The 14,347-nt window shown below is 60.7% G+C and carries 14 protein-coding genes; 5 read left to right on the top strand and 9 right to left on the bottom strand.

Features of this window, described 5'->3' with window-relative positions:
- Nucleotides 1-120: 120 nt before the first annotated feature.
- From ASD60_RS02260 to ASD60_RS02250, 3 genes are all read right to left on the bottom strand, one after another.
- Complete coding sequence (locus ASD60_RS02260) at nucleotides 121-1,134, bottom strand: AI-2E family transporter (RefSeq protein ID WP_056852421.1); 1,014 nt, start codon at nucleotides 1,132-1,134, stop codon at nucleotides 121-123.
- 98 nt (nucleotides 1,135-1,232) lie between these two features.
- On the bottom strand, nucleotides 1,233-1,541 hold the full coding sequence (locus ASD60_RS02255; RefSeq protein ID WP_056852420.1) for a PsiF family protein: 309 nt from the start codon (nucleotides 1,539-1,541) through the stop codon (nucleotides 1,233-1,235).
- 64 nt (nucleotides 1,542-1,605) lie between these two features.
- The gene (locus ASD60_RS02250; RefSeq protein WP_056852419.1) at nucleotides 1,606-2,400 is read right to left on the bottom strand and encodes an AraC family transcriptional regulator; all 795 of its coding nucleotides are present in this window, start codon (nucleotides 2,398-2,400) and stop codon (nucleotides 1,606-1,608) included.
- Between the two features lie 96 nt (nucleotides 2,401-2,496).
- Between ASD60_RS02250 and ASD60_RS02245 the strand changes: the two genes are divergently transcribed.
- Nucleotides 2,497-3,384, top strand: coding sequence for a DMT family transporter (locus ASD60_RS02245; protein WP_056852418.1), 888 nt, complete (start codon nucleotides 2,497-2,499; stop codon nucleotides 3,382-3,384).
- 114 nt (nucleotides 3,385-3,498) lie between these two features.
- Here ASD60_RS02245 and ASD60_RS02240 read toward each other — a convergent pair whose 3' ends face one another.
- From ASD60_RS02240 to ASD60_RS02230, 3 genes are all read right to left on the bottom strand, one after another.
- Nucleotides 3,499-4,389 carry an esterase/lipase family protein gene (locus ASD60_RS02240; RefSeq protein ID WP_056852417.1) on the bottom strand — a complete coding sequence of 297 codons (891 nt, stop codon included), beginning with the start codon at nucleotides 4,387-4,389 and terminating at the stop codon, nucleotides 3,499-3,501.
- Nucleotides 4,390-4,496: 107 nt separating this feature from the next.
- A complete protein-coding gene (locus tag ASD60_RS02235) occupies nucleotides 4,497-4,802 on the bottom strand; it encodes a DMT family transporter (protein ID WP_056852416.1) in 306 nt (101 codons plus the stop codon).
- The gene (locus ASD60_RS02230; protein ID WP_056852415.1) at nucleotides 4,803-5,441 is read right to left on the bottom strand and encodes an FMN-dependent NADH-azoreductase; all 639 of its coding nucleotides are present in this window, start codon (nucleotides 5,439-5,441) and stop codon (nucleotides 4,803-4,805) included.
- 109 nt (nucleotides 5,442-5,550) lie between these two features.
- Here ASD60_RS02230 and ASD60_RS02225 point away from each other — a divergent pair, with 109 nt between their 5' ends.
- On the top strand, nucleotides 5,551-6,465 hold the full coding sequence (locus tag ASD60_RS02225; protein ID WP_162250566.1) for a LysR substrate-binding domain-containing protein: 915 nt from the start codon (nucleotides 5,551-5,553) through the stop codon (nucleotides 6,463-6,465).
- 90 nt (nucleotides 6,466-6,555) lie between these two features.
- On the opposite strand, the gene ASD60_RS02220 is transcribed toward ASD60_RS02225, so the two are convergent.
- On the bottom strand, nucleotides 6,556-8,631 hold the full coding sequence (locus ASD60_RS02220; protein WP_056852413.1) for an AsmA family protein: 2,076 nt from the start codon (nucleotides 8,629-8,631) through the stop codon (nucleotides 6,556-6,558).
- Between the two features lie 386 nt (nucleotides 8,632-9,017).
- Here ASD60_RS02220 and ASD60_RS02215 point away from each other — a divergent pair, with 386 nt between their 5' ends.
- The 3 genes from ASD60_RS02215 (at nucleotide 9,018) to ASD60_RS02205 (ending at nucleotide 11,218) form a co-directional block, all read left to right on the top strand.
- Nucleotides 9,018-9,473 carry a hypothetical protein gene (locus ASD60_RS02215; RefSeq protein WP_056852412.1) on the top strand — a complete coding sequence of 152 codons (456 nt, stop codon included), beginning with the start codon at nucleotides 9,018-9,020 and terminating at the stop codon, nucleotides 9,471-9,473.
- Between the two features lie 174 nt (nucleotides 9,474-9,647).
- Nucleotides 9,648-10,280 (top strand): TetR family transcriptional regulator, encoded by a 633-nt coding sequence (locus tag ASD60_RS02210; protein WP_056852411.1) that lies wholly within the window; start codon nucleotides 9,648-9,650, stop codon nucleotides 10,278-10,280.
- A 26-nt stretch (nucleotides 10,281-10,306) separates the two neighbouring features.
- Nucleotides 10,307-11,218 carry a LysR substrate-binding domain-containing protein gene (locus tag ASD60_RS02205; protein WP_056852410.1) on the top strand — a complete coding sequence of 304 codons (912 nt, stop codon included), beginning with the start codon at nucleotides 10,307-10,309 and terminating at the stop codon, nucleotides 11,216-11,218.
- 76 nt (nucleotides 11,219-11,294) lie between these two features.
- On the opposite strand, the gene ASD60_RS02200 is transcribed toward ASD60_RS02205, so the two are convergent.
- Nucleotides 11,295-13,274, bottom strand: a complete 1,980-nt coding sequence (locus ASD60_RS02200) for an amidohydrolase (RefSeq protein WP_056852409.1) — start codon at nucleotides 13,272-13,274, stop codon at nucleotides 11,295-11,297.
- A gap of 140 nt (nucleotides 13,275-13,414) precedes the next feature.
- Nucleotides 13,415-14,044, bottom strand: a complete 630-nt coding sequence (gene ycaC, locus ASD60_RS02195) for an isochorismate family cysteine hydrolase YcaC (RefSeq protein WP_056852408.1) — start codon at nucleotides 14,042-14,044, stop codon at nucleotides 13,415-13,417.
- Between the last annotated feature and the right edge of the window lie 303 nt (nucleotides 14,045-14,347).

Below are 14,347 nucleotides of genomic sequence, written 5' to 3'. Positions count from 1 at the left end.
ATCGTTCCCACGCTCTGCGTGGGAATGCCGCCATGGACGCTCTGCGTCCGCTGTTGAGGCTGTGACGCGGAGCGTCACGGGATGCATTCCCACGCAGAGCGTGGGAATGATCGGGCGGGGTTACACCATCCCCACCTGCTTCAACTCACTCTTCAGATACGCGTAGTAGATCGGCCCCGCCACCACACCCGGCAGGCCGAACGCGGCCTCGAACACCAGCATCGCCAAGAGCAACTCCCACGACTTGGCACTGATCTGCCCGCCGACGATGCGCGCGTTGAGGAAGTACTCGAGCTTGTGGATGACGATCAGGTAGCCCAGCGCTGCCATCGCCACCCAGATCGACAGCGACAGGCCGACGATGGTGATCAGGGTGTTCGACATCAGGTTGCCGATCACTGGCAACAGGCCGAGCAGGAAGGTCAGGACGATCAGGGTCTTGGTCAACGGCAGCTTGATGCCGAACATCGGCAGCACCACCGCCAGGAAGATCCCGGTGAAGAAAGTGTTGAGCAGGGAAATCTTGATCTGCGCGAACACGATGTTGCGAAAGGCCTGGACCAGCAGGTGCAGGCGATCGAACAGTGCGGCGGCCAGCGGCTTGCGCTTGGTCAGGTCGGGAATGCGCTGCAAGGCGATGATCGCGCCCAGCACCATGCCAATCAGCAGCGTCACGAACATGTGCGCCGCGTCCTTGCCCACCAGCTGCAAATCGCTGAGGTGCTTGCTGATCCATTCGCCAATCGCCACCCGGAACTCGGCGGCGCTGGCCGGCAGATAGGCGTCGATGAACGGCGGCAATTGCCCGCGTGCGCGGTCGACCACGCCCATGAATTTGTCCAGGGAAGCCCCGGGATTTTCTGCTTCGTGCAGCAGGAAGCTGATGGCGCCGGCGAAAACCAGCGCCAGCACACTGACAATCAACGTCCCCAGCAACGCCACTGCCAGCCAGCGCGCACGGCGCCCTTCGATCAACCGCTGCAACTGCGGGGTGAGCATGTTGACCAGTTCGAACACGAGCAACCCGGCCAGCAGGCTGGGCAGCAATCGCAGCGGGATAACCAGCAGCAGTCCGCCAAAAATAATGACCCAGCTGATGACCAGCAAAACTTGACGCTGAGAAAACGTTGGCATACAGCCTCAAAACGAACGGCGTAAAAGGATTGGCAGTCTGCCAGCGATCCGGTGTCAGCACTAGGGATTGTGTGGGGCGACCTTGGTCTGGGTTCTGGCTATTTTTTCTTCAGGCAATCGCTCATGAACGCCTTGCGCTCATCACCCTTCAAGGCCTTGGTGGCGGCATCGGCATTGCAGGTTTTCATTTTCTCTTGCTGCGGGGTCAAGGCTTTGCCGGCATCGTTGGCCGCCGGGGTGGCCTTCAGGCAATTGCTCATGAAGGCTTTGCGTTCATCGCCCTTGAGGGTTTTGGCAGTCGCCTCGGCGTTGCAGGTGGTCATCTTGTTCTGTTGGTCAGTGGCGGCGAAGCCCTGGGAACAGAGCAGCAAACCGATCATCAATAAAGGGGCACGCAACATTTGCATGGAGTTTTCTCCTTATCGCCGCACCAAGGGGAACGGCCTTGCTCTGGAGTGTAGACAACGCCTGTTACACCTTCCTGTTCGTCAAATGACTGCGTCGATACTGCTCCGGCGTGCACCCGGCTTGACGCTGGAACATCGCGATAAACGCCGAACCGGTGCTGTAGCCCATGTCGAAGGCAACGTCCTGGACACTGCGGTTGCTGTCCAGGGCCTCGATGGCGGCGAGAAAACGCACGCGCTGGCGCCACTCGCCGAAGCTCATGCCCAACTCACGCACGAACTGCCGCGCCAGGGTGCGCTCACTGACATGAATCTGCGCGGCCCAATCCGCCAGGGGCCGGTTATCCCCGGGTTCGGCCTGCAAGGCTTCGAGGATACTCAGCAACCCGGCACTGCGGGCGTAGGGTAAATAGCACTCATGCACCGGCGCCTGCTTCAGTTGATCGACCAGCACTTGGGCCAGACGTTGGTCTGCCTCCTGCCTCGGCACCTTTACGTCCCGGGCAGCGAAGTCCTTGAGGATTGCCTTGAGGATGTCGCTGATGGCGAGGGTGCAGGCTTGTTGCGGTAAATCGGCGCACATCGTCGGCGCCAGGCACACCGCTCGATAATTGATCGGCTGATGGCTGTAAAAGCTGTGCTCAGTCTCGGGCGGCACCCACACTGCGTACTGCGGCGGCGACATGAAGCGGCTGCCGCCAATCTCCATGTGCAACACACCATGTGCCGAGTATTCCAGCGTGCCCCACGGATGCCGGTGGGCCGAGGCAAAGCGGTGCGCATCGAAATCGGCGTAGCGGAAATACACGGGGGCAGGCAGTTCGCTGAAATCCAGCAGGTCGATGTGTTTACGGGTCATGCTGTCCGGATTCAGGGGCAGGTTGTCTGGATTGAAGTATAGGCTCGTATCCAGACAGAGGATAATTGCCCTTCATTAACGTTCTGGTTTTTCCCGATGCAATACGCTTATCCCCTGTTGGCCATCTTTATCTGGGCCGGCAACACCGTGATTACCAAAATGTCGGCCGGGGCGATCTTCCCCGCCGAGATCGGATTCTACCGCTGGCTGCTCGCCGGTTTGTTGTTCACACCTTTCATGCTCAAACCGGTGATCGCGCACTGGCCAGCGATTCGCCCGAACCTGGGCAAGATTTTCATCCTCGGCGTGCTTGGCATGGCGGTCTATCAGAGCCTGGCGTACTTCGCCGCGGCCCTGACCTCAGCCACCAACATGGGCATCATCCTGTCCTTGATGCCGCTGATGTCGCTGGCCATGGCGATCATCAGCCTCGGCCAGCGCCTGACCGCCGGCGCACTGGCCGGTGCGGTGCTGTCGTTTGCCGGGGTGTTGGTGGTGGTGTCCTCCGGCAGCCTCGGCTTGCTGCTGGAACACGGCGTGAACCTGGGCGACGCGATGATGCTGGTGGCAACGCTGGCCTACGCGGTCTACAGCACCCTGTTGAAAAAATGGCAGCTGAAATTGCCGCCGCTGGTGTTGCTTTACTTGCAGGTGCTGGTGGCGGTAGTGGTGTTGTTTCCGCTGTTCCTCGCGTCAGCGAAAGTCGGTCCGACGTTGCACAATATTCCGCTGGTGCTGTATGCCTGCCTGTTGGCTTCGATGGTCGCGCCACTGGCATGGATGCAGGCGGTGGTGCGCCTGGGGCCGAGTCGGACGGTGATGTTTTTCAATTTGCTGCCGGTGATTACTGCGCTGATCGCGGCGGTGGTGCTGCGTGAGCAGCTGGCGCTGTATCACTTGGTGGGCGGGGTATTGACGTTGGGTGGGGTGATTGTTTCCGAGCGTTGGACCACCGTGTTAGGCCGCAAGGTCAGCGTTGCCTGATTTGCCGCCATCGCTGGCAAGCCAGCTCCCACAGGTTTTCGGTTGCTCACAGAAATCACATCCGACACAAAACCTGTGGGAGCGTGGCTTGCCCGCGATGAACGATAACGCGATCTAAAGCCCGGCCGCTTTCAGCCGCGCCGCATGCTCCAAAAACAAACGTATCGGCTCGGCGCCCTTGCCGACCAATCCCAGTGACTGATTGACGATGTCGAAGTGATCCAGCGGAAAATCGTCGCCAATCACCGTTCCCAGGTGCGAGCTGTAGCGGCCGACCATTCCGTCGCAATGTCCGGCTTCGCGCACGAAGGTTTTGGCGAACAACCGGCAACTGCGGTTGGTGCCATCGAACAGGTTGCGCCCGCGATCGGTCTTGCCCGGTTGCAGGGTCCCGGACCAGGAGTAGTAACGCACCCCGTTCACTTCTTCCGGGCCGTGCCCGCCCCATGTCTCGGGCAGGCCCTGTGGATAACGCTGATTGAACAGCGCGACGCCTTCTGTGGTAAGTGAATGGTGCGATCCATGAACGTCCACCGGCAACTTCGGCCCGTGATAACCGGTATCGAGCAGACACATCAAGGCATTGATTACTCGCAACAACCAGCTCAGCAAGCGGCCCTTGAGGCTGTCATGGGCATAGTGCCGGTGCAGGTAATCGGCCAGCTCCGAACCATGGTTCGGGCCCGCGACCGAAGTGACCGAGGCGACCAGGTCCGGACGTTTGGCCGCCGCGTATCGGGCGGTCAGCGAGCCCTGGCTGTGGCCGATCAGGTTGACCTTGTCGGCCCCGGTCTCGCGCAGAATCTCCTCGATCCGCGCCAGCAATTGCTCACCACGTACCTCGTTGGAATTGAGCGGCGACACCTGCACCGCGAACACCACGGCACCACCACGACGCAGCGCCTCGACGATGCCGTACCAGTACGGGTAGAGCACCAGACGGATAAACCCGAGCATTCCCGGGACCAGCACCATTGGATAACGCGGGGCAGAACCTTGCGACATGGGCGGACATCCTTGTGATCGATAGGTGACGCAAGGCGTGATGCAAGACACCCGCCAAGCATCGCCAGCGAACATGACAACTCGACGACCAGTCTATGACATCCCGCCTACTTCAGTCCCGCCACTCCCGCCACGATCAGCCCCACCGACAGCAACTTGACCGCGGTCAGGCTTTCACCCAGCAACACAAACCCGAGAAACACCGTGCCCAGCGAACCAATGGCAGTCCAGATCGGGTAAGCGATGCTCACCGGCAACTCACGCATGGCCAGGGTCAGGAAGTAGATCCCGGCCACCGCCGCCACCACGGTGATCAGCGATGGCCAGAGCCGGGTGAAGCCCTCGGCGTACTTCATGCCCATGGCGAACGTGACTTCGAACCCGGCGGCGATCAGTAAAAACAGCCAGGCCATCTAGAACTCCCTGGCCAGCGCCAGCAAGCGCTGTTCGGCCTCGGCGGCGGACACCGCGAAGGTCCGCGCCTCGGACTCCTCGCCCTCGGCGGCGACCACGGTGACGTCGGTGATGCCAATGAATCCCAACACTGTGCGCAGTAACGTGTCGGCGTGGTTCATGGCTTCCAGCTCACCGCCAGGGCCAAAACCAAAGCCGCCACGGCTGCTGATGATCAGCGCCTTTTTGCCCCGCACCAAAGGTTCGTATTGAGCCACGCCATTGTCCAGCGTGTGATTGAAGGTCAGGCCGAGCCGCACGATCTGATCGATCCATGCTTTGAGGCCGCTAGGCACGCTGAAGTTGTGCATCGGTGTAGAAATCACCAGCACATCGTGGCCGAGCAACTCCCCGACCAGTTCATCGCTGAACGCCAGATCCGCCTGCATCGACAAGGGGCGGGCCTCGGGCTCGGGATAAAACGCCGCAGCCACGAATGCTTCGTTGACCGGCGGAATCAACGCCCGACCCACTTCCCGGCGAGTCAATTGCACCTGCGGATTGCGCGCCTGCAACGCCGAAAGAAACACCTCGGCCAATCGCCGCGAGTGAGAACGTTCACCCCGTGGGCTGGCATGCACTGCAAGAATTTTACTCATCTGAATCTCCTCAAGGTCTAGACTGAAAACACAAGTGGCTGCAGATTGACGCGGACTGCCTCAGTCATTCAAATGAGCAAAAATCAGTCGGGATGAATCCATTTCATCCGTGGAGAAATCAATGTTTGCTTCGTTGCCGCTGACTGCCTTGCGCGCCTTTGAATCCGCCTCACGCCTGCTTAGCTTCAAGGCGGCCGCCGAAGAACTGTCAGTGACACCCACGGCGGTGTCCCATCAGATCCGCTCACTGGAAACCTGGCTCGGGGTGCCGCTGTTCGAGCGCCTGCCCCGTCGGGTGCGCCTGACTGAATGCGGCGAACGGCTGTTCCGCAGCCTGCACGGTGCTTTTCTCGATGTGGCGCAAAGCGTCGATACCCTGCGCCCGCAACGCAGCGGAACCAGTCTGACGATCTCCACCACCGCTGCTTTCGCCGCCCTTTGGCTGGTCCCTCGCCTGGGACGTTTCTATGCCCGGCACCCGAATATCAACGTACGCCTGGACACCCATTGCGAAGTTATCGACCTGCATCAGGACGCCAGCGTCGATCTGGTGGTGCGCTACAGCCTCGAAACATATCCCCATCTTTATGGTTCATGCCTGTTCGATGAGTCCTTCGGCGTCTACGGCTCGCCAGAACAGGTGGCGCTGGCGTCGACCCGCGCACCGACGCTGATCAGCGTGCATTGGCACAACTCCAAGCTCTATGCCCATGGCTGGGAGGCCTGGTGCGCGCAGTCCGGCGAAACCTGGCTGGCCGGCCAACCCGCCGTGCGCGAATACGACGAAGAGCATTACGCCCTGCAAGCGGCCATCGCCGGGCAGGGCCTGGTGTTGGCGAGCAATATCCTGGTGTCGGAAAGTGTGGCCAGCGGATTGTTGCTGGCTTATCGCGGTGACGTGCAAGTGGATGGCGCCGGTTACAGCGCGTTATGCGTGCCGGGACGCGAGCGGCATCCACCGGTGCGGGCGTTTTTTGCGTGGTTGAGGGAGGAGGCGCTGGCGTCTGGGCATGCCTTGGCATGAAGACCGGACGCAGTCACTGCAAATCCGCCATTGCGAGCAGGCTCGCTCCGGCAGGGGAGCTGCTCGCGACGAGGCCTTGCAGGCACCCGATTATTTTGTCGGTTTGACGGTCACCGGCGCCTTGCCCGATTTCATCTGCTCCAGCAACGGCGCGCACTGATTCGGCTCGCCGCCACTCGGTGCCACCAACGCCAGCAGCCCCGCTGCGGGTGCAGCAATCACCCCCAACGCCACCATCCCGGCCCCGCGCAACATCAACGGCACTGCTTTCACACCTGCATCCGGCTTGATGAACTTGCCACGCACGTACAGCGGCGAACGCAACGAAATCAAACGCCAGCCCTTGGACTCCGGCGTGATGGTCAAGTCCAGTTGCTCAGTGGCCATGTTCGCTGTGCCATCGATATAGATGATCGCGTTCTCGGTATCGAAGACGAACAGGCGCGTGGTCGCCAGACCATTCTTGATGTCGAAGTCAGAGGCTGCGCAGTTGATCTTCACTTCCTTGTCACCGAAGATTTTGCCGACCACGTAGTTACCGACGTTCAACCCCGCCAACTCCATCAATTCGCGGCTGATGGCGCCATCGTTGATCAGCATTTTCAAGTTGCCGTTGGCACTGCCCAACAACGCGGCCACCGAATTGCCGCGACCGGTGATGTCGGCATCGCCATTGAGCTCGCCGAAACTGGTTTTCATCGGCTCGAAGGTCGGGAACAACTGCTTGAGCTTGAAACCGCGAGCAGTGATTTTCGCCCGCCCTTCCAATGGCTCGGTGTGACCATTCAGACGAATCTGCGCCTCCAGGTTGCCCCCAGCCACACCGAAGCGCAGCGGTTCGAGACTGAGCACGCCATCGGTCAGCACCAAGTGCGTGTAGAGATCGTTGAAGGGCAGTTTTTCGCTATGAACGATGCGTTTGCCGGTGAACTCGACGTCGGCATCCATATCGCGCCAGCGGTCGGTCTTGAACGCTTCGACCGGCAGCACTTTGTCCGCCGGCTGTTTGCTGTCGCCGCCACGGGCTTTCTGCTTGGCATTGGAGTCGGCACCGATCAGTGGGGCCAGGTCAGCAAACAGCAGTTGGTTAGACAGCAACGAGCCGCTGAGCTTTGGTCGTGGCTGACCCGCGACGTAAGTCAAATCGCCGTGGATGTCACTTTCGCCAATCTTGCCGTTGAATGCTTCATAACGGAACACCGCCCCGCCAGGCTCATGCAACTTGGCGATCAAGTGGCCGTCAGTGGCGTACGGCGGCGTATCCGGCAAGGTAACGCCGGTCAACGGGTAGAGATTACCCAGGCTGGTGCCGGCCAGTTTGAGCTGCAAGTCCAGAGCGCCCAGGCTCATCGGATCGGTCAGGGTGCCGGCCAGTTCGACGCTGGTATCGCCGATTTTCGCCTGTGCCTGAAGTGGAAATGGCCTGGTCGCATCCTGCAGCGCCAGCAGACCACCGATCTTGCCTTGACCGGCGAGTGTCTGGCCGTGGTATTGGCCTTTGGCCTTCAGGCCAAACGCGTAGTCCATCGGCGCGGCGCCCCGCTGCGAAGCGTTTTTCGCGGCTTTGTCACCGACGATGTCACTGAAGGGAATCGGCTTGCCCAACGGGTCGATCAACAAGTCGAGCTGCGTCTTCAGGTTTTGATCGTCGAGAGTGACATGGCCCTTGTCGAAGCCTATGGCACCGATATCAACGACCCACGGGGAAGGTTCGGCGTTCGGGTCCTTGGGGTCGAACTTGAACACCCAGTTGGCACGCCCGTCGGCCAGGCGCTGCAGTTTGGCATTGGGTTCAGTGAGATCGATGCGCGGGATGACCACACGCTGCCCCAGCAAGGCCAACGGCGAGATGCGCAGCTCAACCCGTTTGAGACTGGCCATCTGCGGCGTTTTCGACCAGTCCGGGTTGCCAAGGGTCAGGTCTTCAGCCACGACATGCGGCCACGGCACCCAGGCCCGCCAGCCGCCTTCGTCGAGCTCGCGACGCCAGATCACCGCCAGGTTGCCGTTGATGGCGAATGGACGATGTAACTCTTCGGAGACTTTGGCGTTGAGGGGGGGCTTGATCCGGTTCCAGTCGAAAAACACGATGATCAGCACCAGCACAGCCAGTAATACAACGAGACTGGCCAGGGACCAGGTGAGAATTCTACGGGTGCGCGTCATTGCACAAAGCTCCTGATACGACTGAACGCCCCGACGGCGACGCCCATGAGAAACGCCGGGCCAAAACCGACCCGCTATGGAATCTACGACTGAAAAACGCTCGGCAGGTTTAATCGAATAACCGATTTTGCCGCAACCACCCCTTCACTTGCGCTCTCTTCTCGCCCTCAGCGTTACCGGCCCCGCACTTTTGCGCGGCGTGAGTGAGTCGAAAATACCCACCGCGGTGCAAAAGCACCGCCCGCAAAGCCCCGGTCTACAAGGCCTGCAGAGAACAATCAATTCCGTTGATTATTACCATTGCGTTTATGAACTTTTATATCGACTTATCGAGAGTAGCATTGCCCTCGTACCCAATTTATTGCCCCCCTACGGAGCACCTCATCATGAAACGCCAATTGCTACTCAGTCTTACCCTCTCCATGCTGGCCAGTACGGCTTTCGCCCTGCCAGCCGCTGAACAGGCTACTCCACAAGCCAAAGATCACCACTCGGTATTCAGCCAGACTGTCGCTGCCGATGGTTCTGACCGCACGCCGGGCCAAACTCTGGCTGAAGGCGGTAACGATCGCCTGAAAGAAAAAAACCTGATCACTGAAGACGGCTACGACCAAACCCCACAAGGTCAAACGGTTGCCGCTGACGGTTCCGACCGCACGCCGGGCCAAACCCTTGCAGCCGATGGTTCCGACCGCACTCCAGGCCAAACCCTCGCCGCTGACGGCTCCGACCGCACTCCGGGCCAAACCCTCGCCGCTGACGGCTCCGACCGCACTCCAGGCCAAACACTGGCCGAAGGTGGTGGTGATCGTGTGATCGAACGCAACAGCACCATGAGCTAAGCCCCATGGCCGCCCTGAAAAAAAGCCCAATCAGCGGATTGGGCTTTTGACTGTCTGGATATTGCGTTTGTAACAGCCGAATTCTTCCCCGCTCGATCTCCCTATCCTCGTTCGACGCCAGCGAAGCCGATTTGCTAGAGTGCGCCGCTGTCTACTTCAGAAAACACCCTTGCGATGCTGCCCCGCGCCGAACAGAAACAACAAACCCGCAACGCCCTGATGGACGCTGCTCGCCATTTGATGGAAGGCGGCCGAGGATTCGGCAGCCTGAGCCTGCGTGAAGTGGCGAAAACCGCCGGGATCGTGCCCACCGGTTTCTACCGGCATTTCGCCGACATGGACGAACTGGGCCTGGTGCTGGTCAGCGAGGTTGGCCAGACTTTCCGCGAAACCATTCGCCTGGTACGGCACAACGAATTCGTCATGGGCGGCATCATCGATGCGTCGGTGCGGATCTTTCTCGATGTGGTGTCAGCCAATCGTTCGCAGTTCCTGTTTCTCGCCCGCGAACAATATGGCGGCTCGTTGCCGGTGCGCCAGGCCATCGGCCGCTTGCGCGAAGACATCAGCTCCGACCTGGCCGCCGACCTGTCGCTGATGCCCAAGCTGCAACACCTGGACATCGCCGGGTTGAGCGTCATGGCCGACCTGATCGTCAAAAGCGTGTTTGCCACATTGCCCGACATCATCGACCCGCCGGCCGAGGCGCTGCCTGAACACTTGACGCCCCAGGCGAAGATCACCCAGCAGCTGCGCTTCATCTTTATCGGCCTCAAGCACTGGCAAGGGCTCGGCAGCACGGAGTAAACCTGCTGCCCATCGGAGAACGATCATTGGAAGACCTCAACTCCCTCTACTACTTCACCCAAGTGGTCGAGCACGGTGGCTTCGCCCCGGCCGGGCGGGCGCTGGACATGCCCAAATCCAAGCTCAGCCGGCGCATTGCCGACCTTGAGGAGCGCCTTGGTGTACGCCTGTTGCACCGCACCAGCCGCCACTGCTCGCTGACCGAGGTCGGCCAGGCCTATTACCAGCGCTGCCTGGCCATGCGCGTGGAAGCCGAAGGTGCCGCCGAGATCATCGAACGCAACCGCAGCGAACCCCGCGGGCTGGTGCGCATCAGTTGCCCGACCACCCTGCTGAACTTCTGGGTCGGGCCGATGCTGTCGCGCTTCATGCTCAAGTATCCGCAGGTGGAACTGTTCATCGAGAGCACCAACCGTCGCGTCGATCTGCTGCATGAAGGCATCGACGTCGCCCTGCGCGTGCGCTTTCCGCCACTGGAAAACACCGACATGGTGATGAAAGTGCTGGGCAACAGCACCCAGTGCCTGGTCGGCCACCCGAGGTACCTTGAACAACTGCCGCCAGGTTTCGACCCAAAGGTGCTCAGCCAATTGCCGAGCGTGCATTGGGGCAGTGTGCAGCGTGAATATCAATGGGAGCTGATCCAGGGCGAGGACATGAGCCACAGCATTGTCATCCCCCACACGCCGCGCATGGTCACCGACGACCTGTTCGCCCTGCGTCACTTTGTGGTGGCCGGCGTGGGTATTGCTCACTTGCCACGGGTGGCAGTGCGTGAGGACCTGGCCGAAGGCCGGCTGGTGGAATTGTTGCCGGGCTGGCATCCGCGTTGCGGCATTGTGCATGCGATCTTCCCGTCGCGACGCGGGCTGCTGCCGTCGGTGCGCTCGCTGATCGACCATCTGGCCGAGGAATTCAGCGTCAGCGACATGGCGTAAAACCCTCTGCGGCGTGCCCCCGGCCTATCAGCCAATCGACGTGAAAAAAGGGGACCCTTAGCGGTCCCCGTTACCATCAGAACGCAAAGCAGGAACAACCCAACGCTCCCCAAAAACCCTGGTAGTCGTTGACCGGCACACTCGAGTGTCGGGCCCGTTCATGGCTGTGAGCATGCACCCCGCAAGGCCCTACACACTGATGCGCCGCCAATGCAAGCGACGGCGTACCCGCGCGCCAGTGCCCTGGCACTTTGGCCACCGGCGACCACTCGGGCAGTACCGGCACCTGCGCAGGTCCCAGCTTGTCGAATTCGCCAGCGCCGTACACCACCTTGCCGTCGACGATGGTCAACACCGACTCGATGCCCTTGATCGCTTCTTCGTCGACACTGAAAAAATCCAGCGACAAGGCCGCCAGGTCCGCCATCTGACCGACCTTGATCTGGCCTTTCTTGCCCTGCTCGCTGGAGAACCAGGCGCTGCCGTGGGTGAACAGTTGCAGCGCGGTTTCGCGACTCAGGCCTTCCGGATAAAGCGCCATGCCGCCAACGGTCTTGCCGCTGACCAGCCAGTACAGCGACGTCCACGGGTTGTAGCTCGACACTCGGGTGGCATCGGTGCCGGCGCCTACCGGGATGCCTTCGGCGAGCATGCGCTGGATCGGTGGGGTTTTCTCGGCAGCCTTGGCGCCGTAGCGATCGACAAAGTACTCGCCCTGGAAGGCCATGCGGTCCTGGATCGCGATACCACCGCCCAGCGCGCGCACCCGCTCGATGTTCTGCGAGCTGATGGTTTCGGCGTGGTCGAAAAACCACGGCAGGCCATTGAACGGAATGTCGCGGTTGACCTTCTCGAACACATCGAGCATGCGCGAAATCGATTCGTTGTAGGTGGCATGCAGGCGGAACGGCCAGCGCTGCTCAACCAGATGGCGCACCACCGGCTCCAGTTCCTGCTCCATGGTTTGCGGCAGATCGGGACGCGGCTCCAGGAAGTCTTCGAAGTCGGCTGCGGAGAACACCAGCATTTCGCCGGCGCCGTTGTGACGCAAAAAATCAGTGCCGTCGCCCGGCTTGACCTTCGCGCTCCAGTTCTTGAAGTCGGCGAGTTCTTCCTTGGGCTTCTGGGTGAACAGGTTGTAGGCGATGCGTACGGTCAACTGGCCCCTGTCGGCCAGTTCCTGGATGACCTGGTAGTCGTCCGGATAGTTCTGGTAGCCACCGCCGGCGTCAATGGCGCTGGTCAGGCCGAGGCGGTTGAGTTCGCGCATGAACTGGCGGGTCGAATTGACCTGGTATTCCAACGGCAGCTTCGGCCCCTTGGCCAGGGTGGCGTAGAGGATCATCGCGTTGGGGCGCGCGATCAGCAGGCCGGTCGGTTCGCCGAACTTGTTGCGCTGGATCTCGCCACCGGGCGGGTTCGGCGTGTCCTTAGTGTAGCCCACGGCCTTGAGCGCAGCGCGATTGAGCAGTGCGCGGTCGTAAAGGTGCAGCAGGAACACCGGGGTATCGGGCGCAGCCTGATTGATTTCTTCCAGGGTCGGCATGCGTTTTTCGGCGAACTGGAATTCGTTCCAGCCACCCACCACGCGCACCCACTGCGGCGTCGGTGTACGGGCGGCCTGATCCTTGAGCAGGCGCAGGGCGTCGGCCACCGAGGGCACGCCTTCCCAACGCAGCTCCAGATTGTAGTTGAGGCCGCCGCGAATCAGGTGCAGGTGGGAGTCGTTCAGACCCGGGATGACCGTACGCCCCTTGAGGTCGATGATTTGCGTGGCCGAGCTTTTGTGGGCCATGGCCTCGCCATCCGTACCGACGGCAATGAAGCGGCCGTCCTTGATGGCGACCGCCGTTGCCATCGGCTTCTCACGGTCCACCGTGTGCAGTTTGCCGTTGAACAGGATGAGGTCGGCGGTCATCGAGCCTGCCTGACTGGACGCGTAGGCGGAACCCGAGCTGGAAAATGGCAGGGCGGACCAGAGCGCTCCGGCAGCACCGAGAATGGTGCTGTTGGCCAGGAACTGGCGGCGGCTCTTGTCGTTGGAGTCTTGGGGCATGATGTTCTCCATCTGGATGCGGCAGCGGTGGGCACGACTGCGAAGCATGCCGGGCAATGCTCGTCAGGAATTGGATGGATGTGCGACGCGACAGCACACCGCCCGGGACAACGATAGTCGGTGTCCCGGGCGGCAGCGGATTACTTGGCGCTATTGAAGGCGTTGTAGCTGGTCATCAGGTTGCGGTAGTCCGGGATGTGGTTGGAGCACAGCGCGGCCAGGCCTTCGATATCGTTGCGCCAGTCGCGGTGCAGCTCGCAGGCCACGCCGAACCAGGTCATCAGTTGTGCACCGGCCTGGCTCATGCGGTCATGCGCGGCATCGCGGGTCATCTGGTTGAACGTACCGGAGGCGTCGGTGACCACAAACACGTCGAACTCTTCTTCCAGCGCAGCCAGGGCCGGGAACGCTACGCAGACTTCGGTCACGACACCGGCGATGATCAGCTGTTTCTTGCCGGTGGCCTTCACGGCCTTGACGAAATCTTCGTTGTCCCAGGCGTTGATCTGACCAGGGCGGGCAATGTACGGAGCATCCGGGAACAGCGCTTTCAGCTCAGGCACCAGCGGGCCATTGGGGCCTTGCTCGAAACTGGTGGTGAGGATGGTTGGCAGGTTGAAGAACTTGGCCAGGTCAGCCAGGGCCAGCACGTTGTTCTTGAACGCATCCGGCTCGATGTCGCGGACCAGCGACAGCAGGCCTGCCTGGTGGTCGACCAGCAGTACAGCAGCGTCGTCTTTGTTCAGGCGGTTGTATTTGAATTTGGTCATGGCTGTAGCTCCTAAGGTTTCGCTTTCAGTAGTGGGTTGTGTTTCGCGTTGATGGGAGAAGATTAAAACCATGACGTTTTGCGCGGTAGACAGTGAAAATTGTCCTTAGCGTTCTATTTTGTGAACGATAGACGGACAGGCTTTGTTTTCGCCACAAAACGGTGCCGCACTGCCGTGCCACGCCCCAAGACGATGCATAGTATTCGACACATCCGAATCAATCCCACGTTTCCGACAGTCATTTCCTACACATCCTCTGATTGGCAAGGCCCTTGCTCTGACCTCGCTACTGTCAATTGCTGG

This window comes from Pseudomonas sp. Root562 (genome assembly GCF_001427125.1).
Taxonomy (GTDB): domain Bacteria; phylum Pseudomonadota; class Gammaproteobacteria; order Pseudomonadales; family Pseudomonadaceae; genus Aquipseudomonas.
Note: the sequence above shows the minus strand (reverse complement) of the source record. Positions and strands in the feature narration are given on the sequence as shown.